Origin of the sequence: Streptomyces sp. NRRL B-1140 (assembly GCF_001280065.1) — a bacterium.
Classification (GTDB): Bacteria; Actinomycetota; Actinomycetes; order Streptomycetales; family Streptomycetaceae; genus Streptomyces.
The window spans coordinates 82,706-108,576 of record NZ_LGEA01000036.1; the positions used below are offsets into that span (position 1 = coordinate 82,706).

General features: G+C 71.6%; 23 protein-coding genes. 10 read left to right on the forward strand and 13 right to left on the reverse strand.

The annotated features are described in order from the left end of the window. Window positions 1–50: 50 nt before the first annotated feature. Both ADK65_RS05660 and ADK65_RS05665 read right to left on the reverse strand, forming a co-directional pair. Window positions 51–1,724 carry a PucR family transcriptional regulator gene (locus ADK65_RS05660; protein ID WP_053668692.1) on the reverse strand — a complete coding sequence of 558 codons (1,674 nt, stop codon included), beginning with the start codon at window positions 1,722–1,724 and terminating at the stop codon, window positions 51–53. A gap of 119 nt (window positions 1,725–1,843) precedes the next feature. Beyond that, entirely contained in the window at window positions 1,844–3,976 is a 2,133-nt protein-coding gene (locus ADK65_RS05665; protein ID WP_053668693.1) for a hypothetical protein, read from the reverse strand. A gap of 251 nt (window positions 3,977–4,227) precedes the next feature. Here ADK65_RS05665 and gabT point away from each other — a divergent pair, with 251 nt between their 5' ends. Then, on the forward strand, window positions 4,228–5,562 hold the full coding sequence (gene gabT / locus ADK65_RS05670; protein ID WP_053668694.1) for a 4-aminobutyrate--2-oxoglutarate transaminase: 1,335 nt from the start codon (window positions 4,228–4,230) through the stop codon (window positions 5,560–5,562). A gap of 412 nt (window positions 5,563–5,974) precedes the next feature. Further along, window positions 5,975–6,646, forward strand: a complete 672-nt coding sequence (locus tag ADK65_RS05675; RefSeq protein ID WP_053668695.1) for a phosphatase PAP2 family protein — start codon at window positions 5,975–5,977, stop codon at window positions 6,644–6,646. Here ADK65_RS05675 and ADK65_RS05680 read toward each other — a convergent pair. The 7 genes from ADK65_RS05680 to ADK65_RS05710 form a co-directional block, all read right to left on the reverse strand. After that, window positions 6,628–7,098 (reverse strand): hypothetical protein, encoded by a 471-nt coding sequence (locus ADK65_RS05680; RefSeq protein ID WP_053668696.1) that lies wholly within the window; start codon window positions 7,096–7,098, stop codon window positions 6,628–6,630. The genes ADK65_RS05675 and ADK65_RS05680 overlap by 19 nt on opposite strands. Window positions 7,099–7,240: 142 nt before the next feature. After that, complete coding sequence (locus ADK65_RS05685) at window positions 7,241–8,659, reverse strand: NAD(P)/FAD-dependent oxidoreductase (protein WP_053668697.1); 1,419 nt, start codon at window positions 8,657–8,659, stop codon at window positions 7,241–7,243. Window positions 8,660–8,677: 18 nt separating this feature from the next. Then, entirely contained in the window at window positions 8,678–9,478 is an 801-nt protein-coding gene (locus tag ADK65_RS05690) for an ABC transporter permease (RefSeq protein ID WP_053668698.1), read from the reverse strand. Further along, on the reverse strand, window positions 9,479–10,408 hold the full coding sequence (locus ADK65_RS05695) for an ABC transporter permease (protein ID WP_053668699.1): 930 nt from the start codon (window positions 10,406–10,408) through the stop codon (window positions 9,479–9,481). Beyond that, window positions 10,408–11,553: an ABC transporter ATP-binding protein gene (locus ADK65_RS05700; protein ID WP_420708974.1), complete on the reverse strand. Its 1,146-nt coding sequence runs from the start codon at window positions 11,551–11,553 to the stop codon at window positions 10,408–10,410. Before ADK65_RS05700 ends, ADK65_RS05695 begins: the two co-directional genes overlap by 1 nt. Window positions 11,554–11,558: 5 nt before the next feature. After that, a complete protein-coding gene (locus ADK65_RS05705) occupies window positions 11,559–12,806 on the reverse strand; it encodes a polyamine ABC transporter substrate-binding protein (protein ID WP_053668701.1) in 1,248 nt (415 codons plus the stop codon). Window positions 12,807–12,863: 57 nt separating this feature from the next. Then, on the reverse strand, window positions 12,864–14,399 hold the full coding sequence (locus tag ADK65_RS05710) for a gamma-aminobutyraldehyde dehydrogenase (RefSeq protein WP_053668702.1): 1,536 nt from the start codon (window positions 14,397–14,399) through the stop codon (window positions 12,864–12,866). Window positions 14,400–14,598: 199 nt separating this feature from the next. Between ADK65_RS05710 and ADK65_RS05715 the strand changes: the two genes are divergently transcribed. Next, window positions 14,599–15,174, forward strand: coding sequence for an NADAR family protein (locus ADK65_RS05715; protein ID WP_053668703.1), 576 nt, complete (start codon window positions 14,599–14,601; stop codon window positions 15,172–15,174). A gap of 102 nt (window positions 15,175–15,276) precedes the next feature. Here ADK65_RS05715 and ADK65_RS05720 read toward each other — a convergent pair whose 3' ends face one another. Further along, window positions 15,277–15,753, reverse strand: coding sequence for a DUF4190 domain-containing protein (locus ADK65_RS05720; RefSeq protein ID WP_053668704.1), 477 nt, complete (start codon window positions 15,751–15,753; stop codon window positions 15,277–15,279). Between the two features lie 68 nt (window positions 15,754–15,821). After that, the gene (locus tag ADK65_RS05725) at window positions 15,822–16,475 is read right to left on the reverse strand and encodes a DUF4190 domain-containing protein (protein WP_053668705.1); all 654 of its coding nucleotides are present in this window, start codon (window positions 16,473–16,475) and stop codon (window positions 15,822–15,824) included. 218 nt (window positions 16,476–16,693) lie between these two features. Here ADK65_RS05725 and ADK65_RS05730 point away from each other — a divergent pair, with 218 nt between their 5' ends. Continuing rightward, on the forward strand, window positions 16,694–17,755 hold the full coding sequence (locus tag ADK65_RS05730; protein ID WP_053668706.1) for an adenosine deaminase: 1,062 nt from the start codon (window positions 16,694–16,696) through the stop codon (window positions 17,753–17,755). Then, on the forward strand, window positions 17,740–18,477 hold the full coding sequence (locus ADK65_RS05735; RefSeq protein WP_078955823.1) for a glycerophosphodiester phosphodiesterase: 738 nt from the start codon (window positions 17,740–17,742) through the stop codon (window positions 18,475–18,477). The genes ADK65_RS05730 and ADK65_RS05735 overlap by 16 nt, the downstream gene beginning before the upstream one ends. A gap of 87 nt (window positions 18,478–18,564) precedes the next feature. Here ADK65_RS05735 and ADK65_RS05740 read toward each other — a convergent pair whose 3' ends face one another. Both ADK65_RS05740 and ADK65_RS05745 read right to left on the reverse strand, forming a co-directional pair. Further along, window positions 18,565–19,110 (reverse strand): hypothetical protein, encoded by a 546-nt coding sequence (locus ADK65_RS05740; RefSeq protein ID WP_053668708.1) that lies wholly within the window; start codon window positions 19,108–19,110, stop codon window positions 18,565–18,567. A 121-nt stretch (window positions 19,111–19,231) separates the two neighbouring features. Further along, on the reverse strand, window positions 19,232–20,671 hold the full coding sequence (locus tag ADK65_RS05745) for a gamma-aminobutyraldehyde dehydrogenase (RefSeq protein WP_053668709.1): 1,440 nt from the start codon (window positions 20,669–20,671) through the stop codon (window positions 19,232–19,234). A 164-nt stretch (window positions 20,672–20,835) separates the two neighbouring features. Between ADK65_RS05745 and ADK65_RS05750 the strand changes: the two genes are divergently transcribed. The 5 genes from ADK65_RS05750 (at window position 20,836) to ADK65_RS05770 (ending at window position 25,863) form a co-directional block, all read left to right on the forward strand. After that, entirely contained in the window at window positions 20,836–21,375 is a 540-nt protein-coding gene (locus ADK65_RS05750) for an Lrp/AsnC family transcriptional regulator (RefSeq protein WP_053668710.1), read from the forward strand. A gap of 13 nt (window positions 21,376–21,388) precedes the next feature. Further along, window positions 21,389–22,756 (forward strand): aspartate aminotransferase family protein, encoded by a 1,368-nt coding sequence (locus ADK65_RS05755; RefSeq protein WP_078955824.1) that lies wholly within the window; start codon window positions 21,389–21,391, stop codon window positions 22,754–22,756. Between the two features lie 206 nt (window positions 22,757–22,962). Then, window positions 22,963–23,712 (forward strand): ABC transporter ATP-binding protein, encoded by a 750-nt coding sequence (locus ADK65_RS05760; protein ID WP_053668711.1) that lies wholly within the window; start codon window positions 22,963–22,965, stop codon window positions 23,710–23,712. Beyond that, the gene (locus ADK65_RS05765) at window positions 23,694–25,340 is read left to right on the forward strand and encodes a hypothetical protein (protein WP_053668712.1); all 1,647 of its coding nucleotides are present in this window, start codon (window positions 23,694–23,696) and stop codon (window positions 25,338–25,340) included. The genes ADK65_RS05760 and ADK65_RS05765 overlap by 19 nt, the downstream gene beginning before the upstream one ends. 115 nt (window positions 25,341–25,455) lie before the next feature. After that, a complete protein-coding gene (locus ADK65_RS05770) occupies window positions 25,456–25,863 on the forward strand; it encodes a VOC family protein (RefSeq protein ID WP_053668713.1) in 408 nt (135 codons plus the stop codon). Window positions 25,864–25,871: the final 8 nt, after the last annotated feature.

Sequence of the window (25,871 nt, forward strand, 5' to 3'; positions counted from 1 at the left end):
GGGCGTTTGTCCGAGCCGTAGCAGTGGGGGCCGCGGACACTCCGGTTTGGCTATTCGCCGGAGGCCGCCTTCAGGGCCAGCCACAGCTCCATCCGGACGTCCGGGTCGTCCAGGGACCGGCCGAGGATCTCCTCGACGCGGCGCATGCGGTAGCGCAGGGTGTGCCGGTGGACGCCCAGGTCGGCCGCCGCCGCGTCCCACTGGCCGTGCTTGGACAGCCAGGCGCGTACGGAGGAGACGAGGTCACCGCGGCCCGTGGCGTCGTGCTCGTACAGCGGCCTCAGCATGCCGTCGGCGAAGGCCCGTACCGCGTCGTCCGCCAGCAGCGGCAGCACCGATCCGGCCGCCATCCGCTCGTGCTCCACGAGGACGCGCCCGCGCCGCCTCGCCACCGACAGCGCCTGCTCGGCCTGCTTGTACGCGGCGGACGCGGCAATGGGTCCGGCCGGTGCCGACAGGCCGACGACGAGCTCGTCGTCCTCGCCGCCCGGCACCTTCTCGCGTATTCCGGCCCGGGCGGTCTCCAGGGCGGCGGCGTACTCCCCGCAGGCCGCCGCGGCGGCGCCGCCGTCCGCGGCCAGCACCACCAGCCGCTCCCCCTCCGGCACGACCAGTACGGCCTCGCCGGCCCGGGCCGCCGCGGACTCCACGACGTCGGCGAGAACCGCGAGGGGATCGCCGCCGGTGTCGGCCGCGGCGAGCGCGGCGGCCGAGGGCCGTTCGGCGGGCGGGGCCCCCTTGCGCGCCTCGGCCCGGGCCAGCGCGGCCGACGCCGACACCGGCACCCGTTCCGCGACCAGCATCCGGAACGGCGCGTCCAGCAGCTCGCCGTACAGGTCCCCGGCGACCGCCCGCGCGTGGTCCGGCTCACCGGCCAGCAGCATGCGCAGCACCGCCGCTCCGACGCGCTGCTCGGCCGCCTGGAGGGACCGGGAGCGTTCCGTGGTCAGGGTCAGCAGGGCGATGGCCGAGTGGACGGCGTAGCGCTCGGCGGTGCCGAGGGCGGCGGCGGTGCCCACGGCGAGGGCCGCGCGGGGGCGGCGGCCGGTGCCGATGGTGTGCAGTTCGACCCGGTCCTCGTTCTCCGGCCCGCCGGACACGGCGGAGGCGGGCGCCGGGCGGTCCCGCAGCTTCTGCACGTCGCCGGTGAGCCGCGCGGCACGCCGCCCCGCCCACTCCGGTGCCGTGGCGACGACCGCGCCCGAGGCGTCGTACAGCGCCGCCCAGCCGTCGACCTGCGCGGCCAGGGCGGCCAGCACCCCCTCCGGGCCGCCGGTCTGGGCCTGCCGCGTCAGTTCGCGCTGGGCGGCGAACCCGGCGGTGACGGCCCGGTACTGGTCGGCGGCGATCGCGGCGGAGACGGCCTTGCTGATGGCGAGGAACGGCGTGCGGCGCGGCACCTCCAGCAGCGGCAGGCCCTCCTTCGCGGCCGCGTCGACGAGCGCCTGGGGGATCTCCTCGTAGTTGACGCCCACGGCGAAGCCCAGCCCCACGACTCCGGCCCCCGCCAGGCGGTGGACGTAGCGGCGCATGGCCTCCGGGTCCTCGGCGTCCAGCTTGAGCGCGGTGATCAGCAGCAGTTCGCCGCCCTCCATGTAGGGGACGGGGTCGGCGAGCTCGCTGACGTGTGCCCAGCGGACCGGCACGTCGAGGCGGTCTCCGCCCGCCCGCACGGTCAGTTTCAGCGCGGAGTGATGGACGAGCGAGGCGAGCGTCGGGGGCATGAGGCCTTCTGCGTCAGGACTGTGTGGTCGCTGTGGTCTTTTGGCCGCCACGTATGAACGACCTGTGACGATTCTGCCTCACCGTACGGTCCCCGCGTACCCGCACCGGCGGGTAGGCGTCAGTTCCGCAGGTCCACCAGCAGCGGAGGCGCGTGCTCGCCCCTGACGTCGGTCAGTGACAGCACGGCGTGGCCCGCCGGCACGGCGTGTGCCAGCTCGGAGGCGGACCAGCGCTCCCGCTCGACCTGCCGCACGGTCACCGCCCGCGCGGTCGGGGCCTTGCCGGTGATCACCCGGCGGAGCATGTGCACGGCCTTGCCCGCCGGGGTCTCCGCGATGATCTGCCGGTCGGTGACGTCCCGGGCCTCGGTCCACTCCTTGCCCCACACCTCGGCGAAGTCCTGCCCGTCCCAGGGCGTGAGCCCCGACAGCGCCATCCGGCAGCCGGTCGCGCCGAGCAGCGGCCCGCGCAGCGGCCGGGCCACGTCGTCGAGCGTCCGCAGCGTGAGCACGACCCCGGCGTTGCCGGACCGCAGTCGCTGGATGCCGCGCACGGCCTCGGGCGTCACCACGCCCGTCGCGTCGTCCAGCAGCAGGCAGGCGAACAGCGACCGATCCTCGCGGACGGCGACACTCGCCGTGAACTGCGCCAGCACCAGCCGTGCGAGCATCCTGGACGCGTCGGCGTGGCCGCGCTGGGGCAGGTCGATGCGCACCCGCACGGGGTGGTCGAGGGCCTTGAGCGTGAACGGCCGGGACTGCCCCGAGGTGTCGAAGAAGCCGGCGAAGGCGGGCCGGTCGAGCAGCGCGACGCGATCGCCCAGCACTCCGCCGACGTCACCGGGCTGTCCCATCTGCCGCTCCCGGGCGTCGAGTTCCCGCAGCAGCGACTCCTGCCCGGCCTCCTGGAGCCCCTGCCGCAGCGCGGCGAACGGTCCCGGCGCGCCGTCGAGCAGCTGCCGCAGCTCCGGTACGGAGGGGAAACGCCCGTGCACGGCCCGGAACGGCCCGAGCAGCTGGGCGAGGACGGTGGTGGACCGGCGGCTGTCGCTGCCGGGGTGCGGGTCCGCGAGATCCCCGACGAGCGCCTCGGCGAGCACGGCCGCGGCCTCGTCCGGGTCGCCGGCGCCGCCGTACAGGTCGAGGTCGTACTCGGACTCCTGGTTCCCGACGCGCACGACCACGTCGTAGGCGTCGGCCGGTCCGAGCCCCGCACCGGCCGCCCCGACGACGACCACGGCGGCCCGCCCGGCGAGGGCGTGCAGGCAGAGCGACTCGGCGAGGGGCCGGACGACGGTCCCGGTCTTGCCGGATCCCGCGGGTCCGACGGCGACGAGCGAGGTGCCGAGCAGCTCGGGCCCGAGGGCGAGCCCCGTGCCTCGGTAGGTGTAGGGGTTGCGGACGTCGTCGACGGTGGTGCCGAGCCGCACCTGTCCGGTGAGGAGATCGTGCCGGGCGAGCCGGGCGGGCAGGTCGCGCTCCCCCGAGGGGTGCAGGCACGCGGCGGCGCCGTCCTCGAGCACGGCGCCGCTGAAGGTGGCCAGGCTGTGCCGCCCGGTGCGCACGCCCTGCCAGGCACGCATGATCCGGGCGTGGTCGACGTCCCGCATCAGCCCGGAGCGGGCCTCGGCGGCGAGCCGCTCGGCGGCGTCGGGAGCCCCGGCGGCACGCAGCTCGTTCCACTGGGCCGGGTCGTCCTCGGGGCTCGTACGGGCCTCCTGGGCCTCCGGGCGGCGGAAGCGGGAGGTGACGAAGCGGCGCCACACCTCGCCCCAGCGTCCGAGCCGGGCCGCCCCGATCATGATCGCCAGGGCGACGAGCACCTCGTACCCCTGGTAGACGATGTACGTCCCGGTCTCCCCGAGATCGCTGTCGCCGCCCCGCCAGGCGTCGGGGACGATCAGGTCGAACGGCACCCACCACCAGGTGCCGAGGTAACCGTTCTGCAGGAGCGACCAGATCAGCCATCCCACGAGGAAGGCGATCAGCGCCCCGCTCAGCAGCTGCCGGGTGGGGATCTCCTCGGGTTCCTCCGCGGGCCGCGGCCGGTGCCCGAACCGCCACACGCCCGGCGCGGCCTCGGGGCGCGGCGCTCGCAGCCAGGCGAGGAAAGCCGACCCGTCCGGCGGCGGCATCCCCGGCGCCGCCCGGGGCGGCAGGGGAGGCATGGCCGGCACCTGCGGAGGTCCCGCCGGACGCGGCACGGGACTCGCATGCGTACCCCGCGCCTCCTGCGTCCCGTCGCTGTCCATCGCCCTTGCCCCCTGACCAGCCGCTCCGTCCACCATCAGCGAGCCAATCTAACGCCCTCTCCTGGGGAGTTCACCGCTTACACGGCCGGGTCGTGGGCACCGGTCCACGAGAGTGCCATGTCCACCCCGGACAAGGCGCCCCGCCGACAACGCCCACATGGAGCATGCCCACCCCCCTTCCCCGGCCCTAGCCTGCGAGAAAAGAAGCCAAGCGTCCGCAGAGACCATCCGCACCACCCCAGGAGCCCCGCATGACCGCACTTCCGCAGGAGCGCCGCGTCGTCACCGCCATTCCCGGTCCGAAGTCGCAGGAGCTGCAGGCCCGCCGTACCGCCGCGGTCGCGCAGGGCGTGGGGTCCGTGCTGCCCGTGTTCACCGCGCGGGCCGGTGGCGGGATCATCGAGGACGTCGACGGCAACCGCCTCATCGACTTCGGGTCGGGCATCGCCGTGACCTCCGTGGGCGCCTCGGCCGAGGCCGTCGTGCGGCGGGCGTCGGCGCAGCTGGCCGACTTCACCCACACCTGTTTCATGGTCACGCCCTACGAGGGGTACGTCGAGGTCGCCGAGGCGCTCGCCGAGCTGACCCCCGGTGACCACGCCAAGAAGAGCGCCCTGTTCAACTCGGGCGCCGAGGCCGTCGAGAACGCCGTGAAGATCGCGCGGGCGTACACCAAGCGGCAGGCCGTCGTGGTGTTCGACCACGGCTACCACGGGCGCACCAACCTGACGATGGCGCTGACGGCCAAGAACATGCCGTACAAGCACGGCTTCGGCCCGTTCGCGCCCGAGGTGTACCGCGTGCCGGTGGCGTACGGCTACCGCTGGCCGACCGGGCCCGAGAACGCCGGCCCCGAGGCCGCCGCGCAGGCCATCGACCAGATCAGCAAGCAGGTCGGCGCGGAGAACGTCGCCGCGGTCATCATCGAGCCGGTCCTCGGCGAGGGCGGCTTCATCGAGCCGGCCAAGGGCTTCCTGCCGGCGATCCGCAAGTTCACCGAGGACAACGGCATCGTCTTCGTCGCCGACGAGATCCAGTCCGGCTTCTGCCGTACGGGCCAGTGGTTCGCGTGCGAGGACGAGGGCATCGTCCCGGACCTCATCACGACGGCGAAGGGCATCGCCGGCGGTCTGCCGCTCGCGGCCGTCACCGGGCGCGCCGAGATCATGGACGCCGCGCACGCGGGCGGCCTGGGCGGCACCTACGGCGGCAACCCGGTCGCCTGCGCGGGCGCGCTCGGCTCGATCGAGACGATGAAGGAGCTCGACCTCAACGCCAGGGCGAAGAACATCGAGGCGGTCATGAAGGCCCGCCTCGGCGCCATGGCCGAGAAGTTCGAGATCATCGGCGACGTCCGGGGCCGCGGCGCCATGATCGCCATCGAGCTGGTCAAGGACCGTGCCACCAAGGAGCCGAACCCGGAGGCGACGGCCGCGCTGGCCAAGGCGTGCCACGCCGAGGGCCTGCTGGTCCTGACCTGTGGCACCTACGGCAACGTGCTCCGCTTCCTGCCGCCGCTGGTGATCGGCGAGGACCTGCTGAACGAGGGTCTCGACATCATCGAGCAGGCGTTCTCCCGCGTCTGACCTTCCGGGGGACCGGCAGAGCGTGTGAAGAAGGTGTGCGAGGTGGATGACAGGGCGTCCCACGGCCTGTCCTGCGCCTCGCCGCTGTCGTAGGTTCTACCCAGATGAGAGATACACCCCGCCCACAGGGGACTGTGGGTGACATCAGGCCGGGGCCTCCCCAGCTTCGACCTGGTCGTGCCCTCGCGCACACAACCGGAGCCTGAGGCTCTGGATCTCCTCACCGATCGGACAGTCGCCCGCCCCAAACCCCCCGGGGCGCGCGACGTTCCGGTCCGGAACGGCCGCCCCGGAACTCCCCCCCCTGTTCCGGGGCGGCCGACCTCTCTTCCCCGCCCCTGGTACGGCACCGCGAGTCGCGGCCTTCAGGGGCCCGCGAGCCGGCGTCCGCCCTCGTGCCAAGCTGTGCCGCATGCCGATCCCCGCGTATCAGGACCGCGCCGCTCCCCCGGGCTCCCCCGCCCTCATGTTCGCCCTCCCGGCCCTCCTCTTCGCGCTGATCACCTGGCAGGTCGTCGTGGACGGCCCGCTCGTCCGGCTCGACGAACGCCTCAGCCGGGTGCTCGTGAACCCGGACCGCTGCTCCGAGCTCCTCGCCGACCTGGGCAACGTCCCGGTCGCGGTCCCGGTCCTCGCCCTCGCGCTCGGGTACGTCGCCATACGCCACCGGCGCGCCGGTACGGACCGCTGGTGGCTGCCCGTCGCCGCCGGGGCGCTGCTCATGGCCCTGGTCCCGGCGCTGGTCGTCCCGCTGAAGGAACTCACGGCCCGCCCCGGTACCCCGGCCGTCCCGCCCGCGACCGGCTACTACCCCTCGGGCCACACCGCCACCGCTGTCGTCGCCTACGGCTGCGCGACGCTGCTGCTGCTCCCCTGGCTCCGCACCGCCCCGGCCCGCCGCGCCCTGGTCGCCCTGTGCGTCGTGCTGATCCTCGGGGCGAGTTACGGACTCGTCCGCCGGGGCTACCACTGGCCACTCGACGTGGTGGGCAGCTGGTGCCTGTGCACGGTGCTGCTGTCGGCGCTGTGGTGGTTCCTCCGGACCGTGACGACGCCCGGCCGGTCTCAGCCACCGGAGTGCTGACCCCCGTGCTCCGTCGCCAGGGCCGCCACCGCCTCGTGCATCGCCAGTTCGAGCAGTGCCGGGTCCGTCAGCATGCCCGAGCCGTCCGGCGGGACCAGCCAGCGGACGCCGCCGGGTGAGGAGCGGCCGGGGTACGGCACGACGATCCAGGTCCCGGCGCCCGCCGTGCGGATGCCCGTGCCGAGCCACCGGGCCGCGGTGCCCGCCGGCACGAGGAATCCCATGCGGGCGTCGCCGAAGTTGACGAGCACGGGGCCCGGTCGGTCGAGGACACGGGTGAGCACGTCGAGCGTGGCGTACCCCAGTTCGCCGGGCAGGATGAGCACGTCCCAGGCACGGCCGGCCGGCAGCAGCGCGACGCCGAGCGGACTGCGCTCCCATTCCCGGCGGCAGGCCTCGGGATCGGGCGCGACGGATGCGAGCCACTCGACCGCCGTTTTCGCACCGGTCATCGGAAAGACCCCCTTCTCTCTCGCGAACCTCAACGGCGCGCGGGGCGCCGCCGAGGGCATCACGAGGGAGAAGGGGGTGTCCCCCCGGCCATTACGCGGGTTCCGGTACCTCGTTGGAGTGAACCGGATCACGCCCGGTCGATCAGCTGTCGAATCCCAGCCCCAACCGGTCCATCGTGCGCAGCCACAGGTTGCGGCGGCCGCCCTGGGCGTCCGCGCGGGCCAGTGACCACTTGGTGAGGGCGATGCCCGTCCAGGCGAACGGCTCGGGCGGGAAGGGCATGGGCTTCCTGCGGACCATCCGCAGTTCCGTGCGCTCGGTGCGCTGCCCGCTCAGCAGGTCCAGCATCACGTCGGCGCCGAAGCGGGTCGCGCCGACCCCGAGGCCGGTGTACCCGGCCGCGTAGGCCACCTTGCCCTGGTGGGCGGTGCCGAAGAACGCCGAGAAGCGGGAGCAGGTGTCGATCGCGCCGCCCCAGGTGTGGCTGAAGCGGACGCCCTCCAGCTGCGGGAAGCAGGTGAAGAAGTGACCGGCGAGCTTGGCGTAGGTCTCGGGACGGTCGTCGTACTCGGCACGCACCCGGCCGCCGTAGGGGTAGATGGCGTCGTAGCCGCCCCAGAGGATCCGGTGGTCGGCGGACAGCCGGAAGTAGTGGAACTGGTTGGCGCTGTCGCCCAGTCCCTGGCGGTTCTTCCAGCCGATCGACGCGAGCTGGTCGGCCGTGAGCGGCTCGGTCATCAGGGCGTAGTCGTAGACCGGGACGGTGTACGAGCGGACGCGTCGGACGAGGTTCGGGAAGATGTTGGTCCCGAGGGCGACCTGGCGGGCGCGGATCCGGCCGTAGGGGGTGCGGACGGCCATGCCCGCGCCGTAGGGCTTGAGGGTCAGGGCGGGGGTGTGCTCGTAGACGCGCACGCCGAGCTCCCGGCAGGCACGCTTGAGGCCCCAGGCGAGCTTGGCCGGGTGCAGCATGGCGACGCCTCTGCGGTCCCACAGGCCGGCCTGGAAGGTGGGTGAGTTCACCTGCTCCCGTACGGCGTCGGCGTCCAGGAACTCGACGCCCTCGGCCAGGCCCCGGCGGGAGATCTCCTCGTGCCACTCGCGCAGTTCGCGCGCCTGGTAGGGCTCGGTGGCGACGTCGATCTCGCCGGTGCGCTCGAAGTCGCAGTCGAGGGAGTGCCGGGCGACGGCGGCCTCGATGGCGTCGAGGTTGCGGTCGCCCAGCTCCTGGAGCGTGTGGATCTCGTCGGGCCAGCGGGCGAGGCCGTTGGGCAGGCCGTGCGTGAGGGAGGCGGCGCAGAATCCGCCGTTGCGGCCGGAGGCGGCCCAGCCCACCTCGCGGCCCTCCACCAGCACCACGTCCCGCTGCGGGTCGCGCTCCTTGGCGATCAGCGCCGTCCACAGTCCGCTGTAGCCGCCGCCGACGACCAGCAGGTCGCAGGTCTCGGAGGTGGTGAGGGCGGGTTCGGGACGGGGCCGGCCGGGGTCGTCCAGCCAGTACGGGACCGGCTGGGCGTCGGAAAGCGAACGGGTCCACTGATTCATGGCACTCGGGGCCATGATGTCAACTCCCTACGGTTATGCCTTTTGTCTGTTGCGACGGTTTCCGGCGAGCATGGAAATCAGGACGAACAGTACGGCGACAATGAACATCGTCGTGCCGATGACATTGATCTGGACGGGTGTTCCGCGCTGCGCCGAGCCCCACACGAACATGGGGAAGGTGACGGTCGAGCCCGCGTTGAAATTGGTGATGATGAAATCGTCGAAGGAGAGGGCGAAAGCGAGCAGTGCGCCCGCCGCGATTCCGGGTGCCGCGATCGGCAGCGTGACCCGGACGAAGGTCTGGAACGGGCCCGCGTACAGATCCCGGGCCGCCTCCTCGAGCTTCGGGTCCATCGACATCACGCGAGCCTTGACGGCCGTGACCACGAAACTCAGGCAGAACATGATGTGGGCGATGAGGATCGTCCAGAAGCCCAGCTGGGCGCCCATGTTGAGGAACAGGGTGAGCAGCGAGGCGGCCATGACGACCTCGGGCATCGCCATCGGCAGGAAGATCAGCGAGTTCACGGCGCCGCGGGCGCGGAACCGGTAGCGGACCAGGGCGAAGGCGATCAGGGTGCCGAGGAGGGTGGCGCCGAGCGTCGCCCACACGGCGATCTGGAGGCTGAGGGACAGCGATCCGCACAGTCCGGAGACCCCGCACGGGTCCTTCCAGGCGTCCAGGGAGAACTGCTGCCACTCGTAGTTGAAGCGCCCCTTCGGTTTGTTGAAGGAGAACACCGTCACGACGGCGTTCGGCAGGAGCAGATAGCCGAGGGTCAGCAGTCCCGCCAGGACGACGAGATTTCTCTTGAGCCAGTTGACGAAAGCCATTCAGACCAGATCCTCCGTCCCGGACCTGCGGATGTAGAGCGTCACCATGAGCAGAATGGCCGCCATGAGAATGAAGGAGAGCGCCGCCGCCGTCGGGTAGTCGAGCACTCTCAGGAACTGTGTCTGGATGACGTTTCCGACCATGCGGGTGTCGGTGGAGCCGAGCAGATCGGCGTTCACGTAGTCACCGGCCGCCGGAATGAACGTCAGCAGGGTTCCGGAGACGACACCCGGCATCGACAGCGGGAAGGTGACCTTGCGGAAGGTCGTCCAGGGCCGGGCGTACAGGTCCCCCGCGGCCTCGTGAAGCCGGCCGTCGATGCGCTCCAGCGAGGTGTACAGCGGCAGGATCATGAACGGCAGGAAGTTGTACGTCAGACCGCACACCACCGCGAGCGGGGTGGCCAGGACGCGGTCGCCGGCGGTCATGCCGAGCCAGTCGGTGACGTCCAGGACGTGCAGCGTGTTCAGCGCGCCGACGACCGGGCCGCCGTCCGCGAGGATCGTCTTCCAGGCGAGGGTGCGGATGAGGAAGCTGGTGAAGAACGGCGCGATCACCAGGATCATGATCAGGTTCTTCCAGCGGCCCGCGCGGAAGGCGATCAGGTACGCCAGCGGGTATCCGAGCAGCAGGCACAGGATCGTCGCCGTGCCCGCGTAGAGCACGGAGCGGACGAACTGCGGCCAGTACGCGGACAGCGCGTCCCAGTAGGTGGCGAAGTGCCAGGTGACCTTGTAGCCCTCCTCCAGGGAGCCCGTCTGCACGGACGTGGAGGCCTGGTAGATCATCGGCAGCGCGAAGAAGACGACCAGCCAGAGGATGCCGGGCAGCAGCAGCCAGTACGGCGTGAAACGGCCCCGGCGCTTCGGGGGTGTCGGTTCGGGCGCTTCGGGTGCGAGGGGCGGTGGCGCCTCGGTGAGTGTCGACATCAGGCCGCCTCTTCCACGCCCGCGTCGACGTCCTGGGCGGCGTCCAGGCCGAAGGTGTGGGCCGGGTTCCAGTGCAGGACGACCTCGGCGCCGGGTACCAGGCGCGGATCGCGGTCGATGTTCTGGGCGTAGACCTCGAAGTCGGAGCAGACCGGGCTGTCGACGACGTACTGCGTGGAGACGCCGATGAAGCTGGAGTCGGCGATCCGGCCGGTGATGCGGTTGCGGCCCTCGGCTATCTCACCGGCGTCGTCGGCGTGGGTGAGGGAGATCTTCTCGGGGCGTACACCGACCAGCACCCTGCCGCCGGTCGTCGCGGGGGCGGAACATCGCGCCTCGGGCAGGACGAGCTTGCCGCCGCCCGCCTTCAGCACGATCTCCTCGCCGCTCTTCGAGTCGACCTCCGCCTCGATGAAGTTCGAGGTGCCGAGGAAGTTGGCGACGAAGGTGGTGCGCGGGTTCTCGTAGAGGTCGGTGGGCGCGCCCAGTTGCTCGACACGGCCGGCGTTCATCACGGCGACCGTGTCGGCCATGGTCATGGCCTCCTCCTGGTCGTGCGTGACGTGGATGAAGGTGATGCCGACCTCGGTCTGGATGCGCTTGAGCTCCAGTTGCATCTGGCGGCGCAGCTTCAGGTCGAGCGCGCCGAGCGGCTCGTCGAGCAGGAGCACCTTGGGGTGGTTGATCAGCGCACGGGCCACGGCGACGCGCTGCTGCTGGCCGCCGGAGAGCTGGTGCGGCTTCTTGCGGGCCTGCTCGCCGAGCTGGACGAGGTCGAGCATCTCGTCGACCTGCTTCTTCACCGACTTGAGGCCCCGTCGGCGCAGGCCGAAGGCGACGTTCTCGAAGATGTCGAGGTGCGGGAAGAGGGCGTAGGACTGGAAGACCGTGTTCACCGGCCGCCTGTACGGCGGGAGCGCGGTCACGTCCTGGTCGCCCAGGAAGACGGTGCCGGCGGAAGGTTCCTCCAGCCCGGCGATCATGCGCAGGGTGGTGGTCTTCCCGCAGCCCGAGGCGCCGAGCAGGGCGAAGAAGGAGCCCTGCGGCACGGTCAGGTCGAGCGGGTGGACGGCGGTGAAGGCGCCGTAGGTCTTGGCGATGCCGGTGAGGCGGACGTCGCCGCCGGGGTCGGTCTTGTTCGTCATGGTGGTCACGCCCCCGTCAGCTTCGCGAACTTCGCTTCGAACTCGGTCTCTTCCTTCGAGCTCAGGGAGCGGAAGGCATGGGACTTGGCGGCCATGGCCTTGTCGGGAATGATCAGCGGGTTGTTCGCCGCGTCCTTGTCGATCTTCTCGAGCTCGGCCTTCACGCCGTCGACCGGGCACACGTAGTTGATGTACGCGGCGAGTTCGGCGGCCGGCTTCGGCTCGTAGTAGTAGTCGATGAGCCGTTCGGCGTTGGTCTTGTGCCGTGCCTTGTTGGGGATCAGCAGGTTGTCGGTGGACGTCACGTATCCGCTGTCCGGGATGAGGAAGTCGATGTCGGGGCTGTCCGCCTTGAGCTGGACGACGTCACCGGCCCAGGCGACACAGGCGGCGAAGTCGCCGCTGGTCAGGTCCGAGGTGTAGTCGTTGCCGGTGAAGCGGCGGATCTGGCCCTTGTCGACGGCCTTCTGCAGGCGGGCGATGGCGGCGTCGTAGTCGTCGGCGGTGAAGTCTGCCGGGTCCTTGCCCATGTCGAGCAGCGTCATGCCGATGCTGTCGCGCATCTCCGACAGGAAGCCCACCCGGCCCTTGAGCCTGGGGTTGTCCAGCAGGTCGGACACCGACTTCACCTCGACGCCGTCGAGGGCCTTCTTGTTGTACGCGATGACGGTGGAGATGCCCTGCCAGACGTACGAGTAGGCGCGGCCCGGGTCCCAGTCGGGGCTGCGGAACTGGGCCGACAGGTTGGCGTAGGCGTGCGGCAGGTTGCTCGGGTCGAGCTTCTGCACCCAGCCGAGGCGGATCAGGCGGGCGGCCAGCCAGTCAGTGAGGACGATCAGGTCGCGGCCGGTGTCCTGGCCTGCGGCGAGCTGCGGCTTGATCTTGCCGAAGAACTCGTTGTTGTCGTTGATGTCCTCGCTGTACTTGACCTTGATGCCGGTCCGCTTGGCGAACTGGTCCAGCGTCGGGTGGTGCTTGCCGCTGTCGTCGACGTCCATGTACTCGGTCCAGTTGGAGAAGTTCACCGTCTTCTCCTTGGCCGAGTGGTCCTCTGCCGAGACGCCGCCCTGCGTCTGACCGGCGGCGGGGATGCCGCAGGCGCTCAGCGTGCCGAGTCCGCCGGCCGCGAGCGCCCCGCCCGCCGAGGCGCGCAGCAGGGACCGCCGGGTGAGGGAGGCCCTGCCGTTTGCAAAACTGCGCCTCACGGCGGCCCTTTGGGCCGCGGACAGGCGGTCGGGCTCGTACTGCTCCATGCGCGTGGTGCCCTTTCGGAGGGTGGACGGCCGTTGGTCAGGCGGCCTGCAAAACGGCTATCGATCCCCGAAGACGGTGCGGTGCCAGTCCTTGGCCGCGACCGCAGTGTTGTCGAACATGACGTGCTTGATCTGGGTGTACTCCTCGAACGAGTACGCGGACATGTCCTTGCCGTAGCCGGAGGACTTGTAGCCGCCGTGCGGCATCTCGCTGATGATCGGGATGTGGTCGTTGATCCAGACGCAGCCGGCCTTGATCTCGCGGGTGGCGCGGTTCGCCCGGTACACGTCCCGGCTCCAGGCGGAGGCGGCCAGGCCGTACGGGGTGTCGTTGGCGAGCGCGAGGCCCTCGTCGTCGGTGTCGAAGGGCAGCACGACCAGGACCGGGCCGAAGATCTCCGACTGGACGACCTCGCTGTCCTGGGCGGCGTCCGCGATGAGGGTCGGCCGGTAGTAGGCGCCCTTGGCGAGCTCTCCCCCGGGTGCCTCGCCGCCGGTCACCACGCGGGCGTAGGCCCGCGCCCGGTCGACGAACCCGGCCACCCGGTCCCGCTGCACGTGCGAGATCAGCGGGCCGAGGTCGGTGCCCGCGGCGAAGGGGTCGCCCAGCCGGACGCTCTTCATGAGCGCCGCGGTCCGCTCCACGAAAGCCTCGTACAGCGGCCGCTGCACATACGCGCGCGTGGCGGCCGTGCAGTCCTGCCCGGTGTTGATCAGGGAGCCCGCGACCGCGCCGTGGGCGGCGGCCTCCAGGTCGGCGTCGTCGAAGACCACGAAGGGCGCCTTGCCGCCGAGTTCCAGGTGGAGACGCTTGACGGTGGCGGTGGCGACCTCGGCGACGCGCTTGCCGACGGCGGTGGAGCCGGTGAAGGAGGTCATGGCCACGTCGGGGTGCCCGACGAGGTGCTCTCCGGCCTCCCGGCCGGTGCCGGTGACGATGTTGATCACACCGTCCGGGATTCCGGCGTCGGTGGCCGCCTGCGCGAAGAGCAGCGAGGTCAGCGGGGTGAGTTCGGCGGGCTTCAGGACGATCGTGTTGCCCGCGGCGATGGCCGGGAGGATCTTCCAGGCGGCCATCTGGAGGGGGTAGTTCCAGGGCGCGATCGATCCGACGACCCCGATGGGCTCACGCCGGACGTAGGAGGTGTGGTCGCCGGAGTACTCACCGGCGGACTGTCCCTGCAGGTGCCGTGCGGCACCGGCGAAGAAGGCGGCGTTGTCGATGGTCCCGGGTACGTCGAACTCGCGGGTCAGCTTCAGCGGCTTGCCGCACTGGAGCGACTCGGCGCGGGCGAAGTCCTCGGCCTGGTCGGCGAGCACCGCGGCGAACCGGTGCAGGGCGTCGGACCGCTCGCCGGGGGTGGTCCCCGCCCAGCCGGGGAAGGCCGCGCGGGCGGCGGCGACGGCCCGGTCGACGTCGGCCGGGCCCGCCAGCTCGTAGGTGAGGACCTCCTCGCCCGAGGCCGGGTCGACGACCGCGTGCGTGCGGCCGGAGGTGCCCCTGGCCGGACGGCCCGCGATGTACTGCGCGCCCTCCGCGAAGCGTTCCTCGGCCGGAAATCGGTCCGGGGTGGCAATGCCCGGGTTGTGCATGTCGATCTCCTCCGTGTCCCCTGGTGGGGCCGGCGTGGCTCAAGCTCGATTTGAGTGCCGATCCTGACAGAGGTATGCCACTCCAACAAGTGATTCCGTTGTTGATTTTTGGTTACGCGACGGAATCTGTCGACCAGGTGTCGAGTTCGCCGCGAAAAGGCAGGACGCTGTGTCCGTGGTGCGTGCCAGACTCGCGTGCATGGAGAGGATCACGGGGGCGGTCGGTTCGCGGGAGGCCCTGATCAGGGCGATCCGCGAGGGGGCCAGGGTCAGGTATCTGCATTTCTGGGGGCACCGGCCGCGGCCGGACGGCCGGATCGGGGCGAGCTGTCTGAGCCAGTGGTGGCCGGCGCCGTTCACGGTCGACGGCGTGGTCTACGCGACGGCCGAGCACTGGATGATGGCGGGCAAGGCGCGGCTCTTCGAGGACGCGGCGGCGGAGCGGGCCGTGCTGGTCGCGGAGCATCCCGCCCAGGCGAAGAAGGCGGGGCGGCTGGTACGCGGCTTCGACGAGGCGGCCTGGGCGCGCGAGCGGTTCCGGATCGTCGTGGAGGGCAGTGTCCACAAGTTCGCCGCGCATCCCGAGCTTCTGGGGTATCTGCTGGGCACGGGCGACCGGGTGCTGGTGGAGGCGAGCCCCGTGGACCGGGTGTGGGGCATCGGGCTGGCCGCGGACGACGAGGCGGCGGCCGATCCGCAGCGGTGGCGGGGGCCCAATCTGCTGGGGTTCGCGCTGATGGAGGCGCGGGAGCGGCTGCGGGCGGCCGGAGCATGAGCCAGGGGGCCGGTCGCGGCGACCGGCCCCCTCCCGGCTCTGCGGGTCCCCGTCAGGTCGCCGGCCCCGGGGACCGGCCCTCTCCGGCTCCGCGCGTCCCGTTCAGGACGCCGCGCCGAGCCCGCCCATGATGCTGGCGAACAGCAGGAAACCCAGCAGCGGCAGGATCACGGTGGCGATGATGCCGCAGACCAGGCCCGCGGTCGCCGCGCCCTTGTTGGTGGCCTCACCGCGGGTGGCCCTGCCGCGGCCGATGGCGCCGAAGATGATCGCGAGGATGCCCAGGATCACGCCGAAGAACCACATGATGAAGGTCACGCTGCACACCACGCCGATGATGCCCAGCACCAGTCCCGTGGTGCCCATGCCGTTGCTCGGCTGCGCGGGCATCCCGTAGCCGGGCGTCTGCGGGTAACCCACGGGCGGCGCGGCCGGGTAGCCGGGGCCGCCCTGGGGGTAGCCGTAGCCCGGGGCCGCGGGGGGCTGCTGCGGATAGCCGTAGCCGGGGGTGCCCGGGGGCTGCTGCGGCGGCTGGGCCGGTGGGCCGAAGCCACCCGGGGGTGGATTGGTGTGCGACATGGACGATCTCCCCTCGTTGTCAGACCAGGGCATCGTAGTGGCCAAGTCGGCCGCGCAGAGCCCGAGTTTCAGCGATGGGACGGGGCGGTGGCCACCGGGCCGAGGGTGCCGTAGGACGAGTCGTCGTCGTAGCTGTCGCTGTTGATCGCGGCCGTGATACCGACGGCGATCAGGACGATCACGGTGATGCCGAGGATGACCCCGATGATGCCCATGATCAGACCGGCCTGGGCCTGCCCGTGGTTGGTGGCGACCCCGGCCTCGGCGCGCTTGCGGCCCTTGATGCCGAAGACGACGGCGAGGATGCCGGTGATCAGCGAGACCACACCGTAGAGGCAGAAGAGGGTGCAGGAGACGATGCCGAGCACCATCGCGGCGATGCCCAGGCCGTTCTGGGGGGCCGGGGGCATGCCGGGCCAGCCGTAGCCGGACTGCGTGTATCCGGACTGGGTGTATCCGGACTGCGGGTAGCCGGGGTACCCGTAGCCGCCGGGCGCTCCGGGGCCGGTCGGGGCCACGGGCGGGGGCGGGACGGCACCGGCACCGGCCGGGTCGTACTGCGGCGTGCCGGTGGGCGGGGTGAAGCCCGGCATGGAGGTGACCGTGGCCTGGTCGTGGACGGACGGCGGCTGCGGCGTCTGGTTCTTGTCGAGCGAGGGCTTGCTCTCCGGCGGCGCCCACGGGTCGTGGCTGCCTCCGTCGGGCTGCGTCGCGTCCGTCATCGTGCGGTCCCCCCTGGGTCGATCGTCCCGTCATGCTACGGGGCCGCCCGGCGCGCACCACAGGGCGGGTGCGTGCGGGGCTGGTCGCGCGGCCGACCGCGCCCGTTGGAAAGGGCGCCGCAGCACACGGCATACGATGAATTCGCGTCAATCGATCAGCCGATCACCCGCGCCCGGCCGGCCCCCGCCGGCAGCGGCGCCGTTCCGGGGAGGAACCCTTGACCGAGCACCTTGTCGACCCCCGTGCCCCACGCGACCTGAAGGCCTTCATCGCCGGGCTGCCCAAGGCCGAACTGCACGTGCACCACGTGGGATCCGCCTCCCCCCGGATCGTCTCCGAACTGGCCGCGCGGCACCCGGACTCGAAGGTGCCGACCGACCCCGAGGCCCTGGTCGACTACTTCACGTTCACCGACTTCGCGCACTTCATCGACGTGTACCTGTCGGTCGTCGACCTGATCCGCACCCCGGAGGACGTCCGGCTGCTCACGTACGAGGTGGCCCGGGACCTGGCCCGGCAGCAGGTGCGGTACGCCGAGCTGACCATCACCCCCTTCTCGTCCACCCGGCGCGGCATCGACGAGCAGGCCTTCATGGACGCGATCGAGGACGCCCGCAAGGCCGCCGAGTCCGAGTTCGGGACCGTGCTGCGCTGGTGCTTCGACATCCCCGGCGAGGCCGGCCTGGAGGCCGCCGAGGAGACGACCCGGCTCGCCACCGACGACCGGCTGCGCCCGGAGGGCCTGGTCTCCTTCGGTCTCGGCGGACCCGAAGTGGGCGTGGGAAGGCCGCAGTTCAAGCCGTACTTCGACCGGGCGATCGCCGCCGGGCTGCACTCCGTGCCGCACGCCGGTGAGACGACCGGCCCGCAGACGGTGTGGGACGCGCTGACCCACCTGCGGGCCGAGCGCATCGGGCACGGCACCAGTTCCGCGCAGGACCCGAAGCTGCTCGCGCACCTCGCCGAGCACCGCATCCCGCTGGAGGTGTGCCCGACCTCCAACATCGCCACGCGCGCGGTGCGCACCCTCGACGAGCACCCGGTCAAGGAGTTCGTACGGGCCGGGGTCGTCGTCACCATCAACTCCGACGATCCGCCGATGTTCGGCACCGACCTCGACAACGAGTACGCGGTCGCCGCCCGGCTGCTGGACCTCGACGAGCGGGGTCTGGCCGAGCTGGCGAAGAACGCCGTCGAGGCGTCCTTCCTGGACGCGGCGGGCAAGGCCCGGATCGCCGGCGAGATCGACACGTACACCGCGCAGTGGCTGAGCCGGTGACACCCGCCCCGGTCGCCGTGGCCCACCGGGGCGACCCCTACCGCGTCCGCGAGAACACCGTCGCGTCACTGCGTTCCGCGCTGCGCCGGGGTGCGGACGCGGTGGAGATCGACGTACGGCTCACCCGGGACGGTGTTCCGGTGCTGCTGCACGACGCGACGCTGAAACGGCTCTGGGAGCACGAGCGGCCCCTGTGCGCGCTGTCGTCCGAGGAGGTGCGCGGACTGACCGACGGCGGAGTGCCGACCCTGGCCGAGGCACTGAGCGCGACCGACGGGCACCGGGTGATGATCGACCTGCCCGGGTCACCCGAGGTGCGGGCGGTACGAAGGATCATGGGAGTCGTGGCGGAAGCCGGGGCGGCGGAGCGCGTCTACTACTGCGCGGGCGCCGACGCCATGCTCGCCGTGCGGGCGGCGGATCCGGACGCCGAGATCGCCCTCACGTGGACGACACTGGCCCCGCCCCGGCCGGTGCTGCTGGAGGCGATCCGCCCGCGCTGGCTCAACTACCGCTTCTCCCTGGTGGACCGCCCCCTCGCCGAGCGCGTGCACGCCGACGGTTACCTCGTCTCCGTCTGGACCCCGGACACCCGCCGCTCCATGCGTCGACTGCTGGCGGCGGGCGTGGACTCGATCACGACGAACCGCGTCGACGTGCTGTGCGCCGCGCGCGCGAGCGCTGCGGCACCGTCGCCGGATCGGCCGGGGTCGGGCGCGTGAGGTACTGCGGCACCGGCGCGCTGTCCCTGCCGGTGCCGCCACGATGGCCTCTCGGCGCCCGGGTGCACCGATGTTCCGCACGCACCCTCAGCCGGTCGACGGTTCTCTCCGGACGCCCGGCACCGGGTCCGCCGCCCGCACGGTCAGCGCCTCCAGCCGCTTGATCCGCTGCCGTACGACGTACAGCGGAATCACGCCGAACACGCCGAAGGCCATGTCGATCACCGACCACCAGAAGGGGATGCCGCGGATCGGCCCGCAGATCAGGGCGAGGGGAACGATGCCCGCGCAGGCGATCATCCCGAACTCGACGACCCAGATGTTGCGGACCGGATCGCGGTAGGGCCCGTAGAAGGCGACCGCGATCACCAGGTGCGCGAAGGCCAGCCAGTCGGTGCCGTACAGGAGGAACGGGTAGGCGGTGTCGGCCTCGTCGAGACCGGCCCGCACCCGCCCGATCCACTCAGTCAGCCCGGGCAGGTACTCACCCACGGACAGCCCGCGCAACAGGCCCTCGGTCCACCGCAGCTCGTGGACCAGGGGGAAGGCCGTGGCGCCGCTGAGCACCAGACACACGACGAAGAAGACCAGCCACGCGCGGATGCCCTTCAGCAGGGCGGCTCTGTCGCTCATGAGGCGCACTCTACGCCTGCAATTGAACACGTTCAAAAGTGGGGGCCGCTTCGCCTCCAGACGCGGGAACGGCCCCGGACGGAGAGAAATCGTCCGGGGCCGTTCGGCGATGCGGGAAGGACTACGCGTCCAGCGACGTCATCACATGCTTGATGCGCGTGTAGTCGTCGAAGCCGTAGCCCGAGAGGTCCTTGCCGTAGCCGGACTTCTTGAAGCCGCCGTGCGGCATCTCGGCGACCAGCGGGATGTGCGTGTTGATCCACACACAGCCGAAGTCGAGCTTCTTGGACATCCGCATGGCACGGCCGTGGTCCTTCGTCCACACCGAGGAGGCCAGCGCGTACTCGACGCCGTTGGCCCACTCGACCGCCTGGTCCTCGTCCCGGAAGGACTGCACGGTGATGACCGGGCCGAAGACCTCCTTCTGGATGATCTCGTCGGTCTGCTTCAGGCCCGAGACGACGGTCGGCGCGTAGAAGTAGCCCTTGTCGCCGACCCGCTTGCCTCCGGCCTCCACGCGCGCGTGCGCGGGCAGCCGGTCGATGAAGCCCTCGACCTGCTTGAGCTGGTTGGGGTTGTTGAGCGGGCCGAACAGCACGTCCTCGTCGTCCGGCTGCCCGGTCTTCGTCTCGGAGGCGGCCTTCGCCAGCGCGGAGACGAACTCGTCGTGGATGGACTCGTGCACCAGCACGCGCGTGGCGGCCGTACAGTCCTGGCCGGCGTTGAAGTAGCCGGCGACCGAGATGTCCTCGACGGCCTTGGCGATGTCGGTGTCCTCGAAGACCACGACCGGGGCCTTGCCGCCGAGCTCCAGGTGGACGCGCTTGACGTCCTTGGCGGCGGACTCCGCGACCTGGATGCCGGCCCGCACGGAACCGGTGATGGAGGCCATCGCCGGGGTGTCGTGCTCGACCATCATGCGGCCGGTCTCGCGGTCGCCGCAGATGACGTTGAAGACGCCCTTGGGGACGATCGAGCCGATGATCTCGGCCATGAGGACCGTCGAGGCCGGGGTGGTGTCGGACGGCTTCAGCACGACGGTGTTGCCCGCCGCGATCGCCGGGGCGAACTTCCACACGGCCATCATCATCGGGTAGTTCCACGGCGCGACCTGCGCGCAGACGCCGACCGGCTCCCGGCGCACGATGGAGGTCAGGCCCTCCATGTACTCACCGGCCGAGCGGCCCTCGAGCATCCGCGCCGCGCCCGCGAAGAAGCGGATCTGGTCGACCATCGGCGGGATCTCCTCGGAGCGGGTCAGCCCGATGGGCTTGCCCGTGTTCTCCACCTCGGCCGCGATCAGCTCCTCGGCGCGCTCCTCGAAGGCGTCCGCGATCTTCAGCAGGGCCTTCTGGCGCTCGGCGGGCGTGGTGTCGCGCCAGCCGGGGAAGGCCTCGGCGGCCGCCGCCATCGCGGCGTCCACGTCCGCCTGCCCGGACAGCGGAGCGGTCGCGTACGCCTCGCCCGTCGCGGGATTGACCACCTCGGTGGTCCGTCCGTCGGCGGCGTCCTTGAACTCACCGCCGATGTAGTTGCGCAGACGACGCAGCTCGGTGCTCACTGCCGGCCCTCCAGTTCGGATGTCCAGTACTTGAGACACCCACCCTAGTCGGCCGACCCACGTTTTCAACACCCCTACTCCCTTCGATCGTGCGGAATCCGCAGGAGTAGAGGACCGAAACAACGAATTTCATCGATCCAGGCTTGCGGAAGTGTCGAGACCTCGTGCACAGTGACCTCGTGGCCAGTCGAAGCGCAGATCAGAAGGGCTCGCGGGAGTCCCGCGAGCCCTCCCGCGAGTCCAGGAACGGCAGCTCGCCGCAGCTGGACGCCGTGTCCCTCGCCATCATCGAGCAGCTCCAGGAGGACGGCCGCCGGCCGTACGCCGCCATCGGCAAGGCCGTGGGCCTGTCGGAGGCGGCCGTGCGCCAGCGCGTCCAGAAACTCCTCGACCAGGGCGTGATGCAGATCGTCGCCGTCACGGACCCGCTCACCGTGGGCTTCCGCAGACAGGCGATGGTCGGCGTCAACGTCGAGGGCGACGTGGAGGCGGTCGCGGACGCGCTGTCGGCCATGTCCGAGTGCGAGTACGTGGTGATGACCGCGGGCTCCTTCGATCTGATGGTGGAGATCGTCTGCGAGGACGACGACCACCTCCTCGACGTCATCAACAAACGCATCCGGGCCGTACCCGGAGTGCGCTCCACCGAGAGCTTCGTCTACCTCAAGCTCAAGAAGCAGACCTACATGTGGGGAACCCGATAACCGTGAGGACCCGATAGCCGTGAGCAAGGACCTCTCCCAGTCCGCGTACGACCACCTGTGGATGCACTTCACGCGCATGTCGTCGTACGAGAAGGCCCCCGTCCCCACCATCGTCCGGGGCGAGGGCACGTACATCTACGACGACAAGGGCAAGCGCTACCTGGACGGCCTCGCCGGCCTCTTCGTGGTGCAGGCCGGGCACGGCAGGGTCGAGCTCGCCGAGACCGCCTTCAAGCAGGCGCAGGAGCTCGCGTTCTTCCCGGTGTGGTCCTACGCCCACCCCAAGGCCGTCGAGCTGGCCGAGCGCCTGGCCCACCACGCCCCGGGCGATCTGAACAAGGTCTTCTTCACGACCGGCGGCGGTGAGGCGGTGGAGACCGCCTGGAAGCTCGCCAAGCAGTATTTCAAGCTGGTCGGCAAGCCCACCAAGCACAAGGTGATCTCCCGCGCGGTCGCCTACCACGGCACCCCCCAGGGCGCCCTGTCGATCACCGGCCTGCCGGGGCTGAAGGCGCCCTTCGAGCCGCTGGTGCCGGGCGCGCACAAGGTTCCGAACACCAACATCTACCGCGCCCCGCTCTTCGGCGACGACCCGGAGGCCTTCGGCCGCTGGGCAGCCGACCAGATCGAGCAGCAGATCCTCTTCGAGGGCCCGGACACGGTCGCCGCGGTCTTCCTGGAGCCGGTGCAGAACGCCGGCGGCTGCTTCCCGCCCCCGCCCGGCTACTTCCAGCGGGTGCGCGAGATCTGCGACCGGTACGACGTGCTGCTCGTCTCGGACGAGGTCATCTGCGCCTTCGGCCGGCTGGGCACGTACTTCGCCTGCGACAAGTTCGACTACGTGCCGGACATGATCACCTGCGCCAAGGGCATGACGTCGGGCTACTCCCCGATCGGCGCGTGCATCATCTCCGACCGCCTGGCCGAGCCCTTCTACAAGGGCGACAACACCTTCCTGCACGGCTACACCTTCGGCGGCCACCCGGTCTCCGCGGCCGTGGGCCTGGCCAACCTGGACCTGTTCGAGCGCGAGAACCTCAACCAGCACGTCCTGGACAACGAGGGCAACTTCCGCTCCACCCTGGAGAAGCTGCACGACCTGCCGATCGTCGGCGACGTGCGCGGCAACGGCTTCTTCTACGGCATCGAGCTCGTGAAGGACAAGGCAACCAAGGAGTCCTTCGACGCCGACGAGACCGAACGCGTCCTGTACGGCTTCCTCTCCAAGAAGCTGTACGAGAACGGCCTGTACTGCCGGGCCGACGACCGCGGCGACCCGGTCGTGCAGCTCGCCCCGCCGCTGATCTCCGACCAGTCGACGTTCGACGAGATCGAGCAGATCCTGCGCGCCACCCTCACGGAGGCGTGGACGAAGCTCTGACGCCCGTCGCTCCGATCGTCTGCCTGGATGATCAACACCGGCCCCGGTGCCGCCCGTTCGAGTGAGAAACGGCGGCCCGGGGCCGCGTGCTGTCCGGCGTCCCGCCGCCTTCTGCCTAGCGTGCCCAGTGACCGATCGGCCCTGCCTTCGTTCCCCCGCACGGGGGATGGCACGGGAACTACGGATCTGAACCGAGGTGTACGCGCATGGAGGCCCCGCCGGACAACGACGTGCTCTGGGCACGCGCCCTGCACTTCCAGCACGACGACGGCTCGCCCGCGCTCTGCGGCGTCTCGCTCGGCGTGCGCGAGGGTGAGATCCTCGCCCTGAGCGGCCCGCGCGGCAGCGGCAAGACGACCCTGCTGCGGTGCCTGTCCGGTCTGGTGCCCGTCCGGCGCGGCGAGGTCTGGTTCAACAGCGTGCCCGTGCACACCATGGGTCCCCTCACCCGCGAGCGGCTGCGCCGCGACCGCTTCGGCTGGATCGACCCGGCCCCCTCCCTGGTCCCGGAGCTCAACGCCTGGGAGAACACCGCCCTGCCGCTGATGCTGCGCGGCACCAGCCGGCGCCGCGCCAAGACCGCGGCCCTGGAGTGGCTGGAGCGCCTGGACATCGGCGACAGCGCCCGCAAGCGGCCCCACCAGCTGGTGCAGGCCCAGCGGCAGCGGGTCTGCATCGCCCGCGCGCTGGCCCCCGCGCCCTCGGTGCTGTTCGCCGACGAGCCCACGGCGCCCCTGCACCGCGCCGACCGCGCCCATGTGCTGCGCACCCTCACCACCGCGGCCCGCTCCCACCGCATCACCGTCGTCCTGGCCACCCACGACCCGGAGACCGCGGCCCTCGCCGACCGCACGGTGTCCCTGCTCGACGGGCGGCGCGTGCAGACGGTGCATCTCCCGCCGGTCGCCGAGACCAACGAGCCGGAAGGCCGGGCGGCGTGCTCGCTCTCCGTCTGACCCGCGGCGCCCACCCGGCCGTCCAGCTGCGCCGTCTCCTCGTGGCGGCCGCCTCGGCGGGCACGGGCTTCCTGCTGCTCTGCGCCCTCGGCTACGCGCTGGGACACCCCGGTGCCCCCGGTTCCGCCGCGCTGCGGCTCGCCTGGTGCGCGGCCCCGACGGCCGCCACCGTGTACTTCGCGGTCGCGGTCGCCCGTACCGACCCCGGTACCAGGCCCCGCGCCGCTCTCTCGGCGATCGGCCTCGGCCCGGTGCGCCTGATGGCCGTGTCGGCGACGACGACGGCGTTGTCCTGCACGCTCGGCTCGATGCTGGCCCTGCTGGTCTTCCTGCATCTGCGGGGCGACCTGACGGGCATGCCCTTCGACGGCGCCGCCGCCGAGTCCCTCGCCGCGGGCCTGCCCCTGCCGTTCCCGGCCGCCCTGACCCTGCTGTCGCTGGTGCCCGTCGGCGCGTCGGTGGCGGTGGCCCTGGCCCTGCGGCCGCGCGAGGCGGTGCCCGCCGAGCCCCGGCCGGCCCGGACGTACGGCCGCTTCGGCGCGTACCGGCGCACCAGCGCCCGCGAGACGTTCGGGGCGTACGGCCGGTTCGGCCGGCAGATCGTCCGGCCCACGGGCGGCCCTGCGACCGGGCCCGCCGCGAAGGGCGGGCCGCCCGCCGCCCGGACGAGCGAGCCTGCCACGGCGGCGGTCGCGGGCCCCGGCGGGACGGTGAGCGCGGTCGCGGACCCACCGGCCGGGATGCCGGACCGCGCGCTCGCCGGACCGGCTGAACCGGCCGGCCCGGAGACGGACGCCGGGAACCCGGCCCGGCTTCCCTCGGCCCCCCACCAGGCCTCCCCGGAGGCAGCGGCCGCGAGCGCCCCGGCCGGCGATCCCGCCCAGTGGCTCAGCCCCCGCGCGGCGGATCCGGACGCGGCAGGCGCCATCAGCCCCGCCGGGGCCCTGACCATGCACCCGGGCTCGCACACCGCGGCCCTCGACGCCCCCGACGGCTTCACCGCCCCCGACGCGGCCCTGCCGGACACCACCGCCGCCCCCTCCGGTCTGCCCTGGGGCTTCACGGTGCTGGCCGCGGGCCTGGCGGTGGAGAGCTACACGAGCCGCACCTCCCCCACTCCCCCCGACCTGTCCTTCTCCGGCGCCTCCCCCGGCGTGATGGCGGGCTGGGCCCTGGCCGCCGCCGGCCTGGCCCTGGCCGGCCCGGGCCTGACGCATCTGTGCGGACGGCTGCTCCAGTCGGCACGCCCCGGCGCCCGGCGGCTCCTGGCCGGCCGCATCCTGATGGCGGAGTCCGTCCGCATCGGGCGCCCGCTGGGCGTCGTCTGCGCGGTCCTGTCCGCCGCGTGGGCCATGGCGCTGCTGCACGCCCCCGACGGACTCGCACTCGGTCCGCTCACCACGCTCGGCGTGGTCCTCGTGACCGGCTGCACCACGGCGACGCTCCTGACGGCCGCCGTCGAAGCCCGTCAGGCCCGGGCCGGCACCACCGCCGCACTGATGCGGCTCGGCGCCCCCGCCACACTGCTGCGCGGCGCCGCCGCCCTGCGCGCGTGCGCCCTGCTCGCCCTGTTCGGTCCCCTCACCCTGACGGTCGCGGAACTGGCGGCGCTGCCCCTGGCGCGCTGAGGCCGCGGCCCCGCCGGAAAACCCGTACGAAAAAAATCTCCGTGCGGCGATGAGTTCCGGTCCGGCCCCCGGTCTATCCCGCGTAACGACACGGACGTGATGGGAGAGACCTCGCATGTACCAGCAGATGATCTTCGTGAACCTGTGCACCGGCGACCTCGGCGCCTCGAAGAAGTTCTTCACGGAGCTGGGCTTCACGATCAACGAGCAGTTCAGCGACGACACGACCGCCTCGGTGGTGATCAGCGACACCATCGTGGTCATGGTGCACACCGAGGAGAAGTACCTCCAGTTCACCAAGAAGGAGGTCGCGGACTCGACGAGGACCAGCGAGGTGCTGATCGCGCTGAGCGCCGAGAGCCGCGAGAAGGTCGACGAGCTGGTCGAGAAGGCGGTCGCGGCGGGCGGTTCCGTCTCGGGCGAGACCCAGGACCACGGCTTCATGTACGGCCGCGCCTTCGACGACCTGGACGGCCACACCTTCGAGGTCGTGTGGATGGACCCGGCGGCCGTCCAGGGCTGACGGCGGCT

Coding starts and splice junctions, on each gene's coding strand:
- ADK65_RS05660 (WP_053668692.1), bottom strand. CDS start 1,724: ATGCCCCCGACGCTCGCCTCGCTCGTCCATCACTCCGCGCTGAAACTG.
- ADK65_RS05665 (WP_053668693.1), bottom strand. CDS start 3,976: ATGGACAGCGACGGGACGCAGGAGGCGCGGGGTACGCATGCGAGTCCC.
- gabT (WP_053668694.1), top strand. CDS start 4,228: ATGACCGCACTTCCGCAGGAGCGCCGCGTCGTCACCGCCATTCCCGGT.
- ADK65_RS05675 (WP_053668695.1), top strand. CDS start 5,975: ATGCCGATCCCCGCGTATCAGGACCGCGCCGCTCCCCCGGGCTCCCCC.
- ADK65_RS05680 (WP_053668696.1), bottom strand. CDS start 7,098: ATGACCGGTGCGAAAACGGCGGTCGAGTGGCTCGCATCCGTCGCGCCC.
- ADK65_RS05685 (WP_053668697.1), bottom strand. CDS start 8,659: ATGGCCCCGAGTGCCATGAATCAGTGGACCCGTTCGCTTTCCGACGCC.
- ADK65_RS05690 (WP_053668698.1), bottom strand. CDS start 9,478: ATGGCTTTCGTCAACTGGCTCAAGAGAAATCTCGTCGTCCTGGCGGGA.
- ADK65_RS05695 (WP_053668699.1), bottom strand. CDS start 10,408: ATGTCGACACTCACCGAGGCGCCACCGCCCCTCGCACCCGAAGCGCCC.
- ADK65_RS05700 (WP_420708974.1), bottom strand. CDS start 11,553: ATGACGAACAAGACCGACCCCGGCGGCGACGTCCGCCTCACCGGCATC.
- ADK65_RS05705 (WP_053668701.1), bottom strand. CDS start 12,806: ATGGAGCAGTACGAGCCCGACCGCCTGTCCGCGGCCCAAAGGGCCGCC.
- ADK65_RS05710 (WP_053668702.1), bottom strand. CDS start 14,399: ATGCACAACCCGGGCATTGCCACCCCGGACCGATTTCCGGCCGAGGAA.
- ADK65_RS05715 (WP_053668703.1), top strand. CDS start 14,599: ATGGAGAGGATCACGGGGGCGGTCGGTTCGCGGGAGGCCCTGATCAGG.
- ADK65_RS05720 (WP_053668704.1), bottom strand. CDS start 15,753: ATGTCGCACACCAATCCACCCCCGGGTGGCTTCGGCCCACCGGCCCAG.
- ADK65_RS05725 (WP_053668705.1), bottom strand. CDS start 16,475: ATGACGGACGCGACGCAGCCCGACGGAGGCAGCCACGACCCGTGGGCG.
- ADK65_RS05740 (WP_053668708.1), bottom strand. CDS start 19,110: ATGAGCGACAGAGCCGCCCTGCTGAAGGGCATCCGCGCGTGGCTGGTC.
- ADK65_RS05760 (WP_053668711.1), top strand. CDS start 22,963: ATGGAGGCCCCGCCGGACAACGACGTGCTCTGGGCACGCGCCCTGCAC.
- ADK65_RS05770 (WP_053668713.1), top strand. CDS start 25,456: ATGTACCAGCAGATGATCTTCGTGAACCTGTGCACCGGCGACCTCGGC.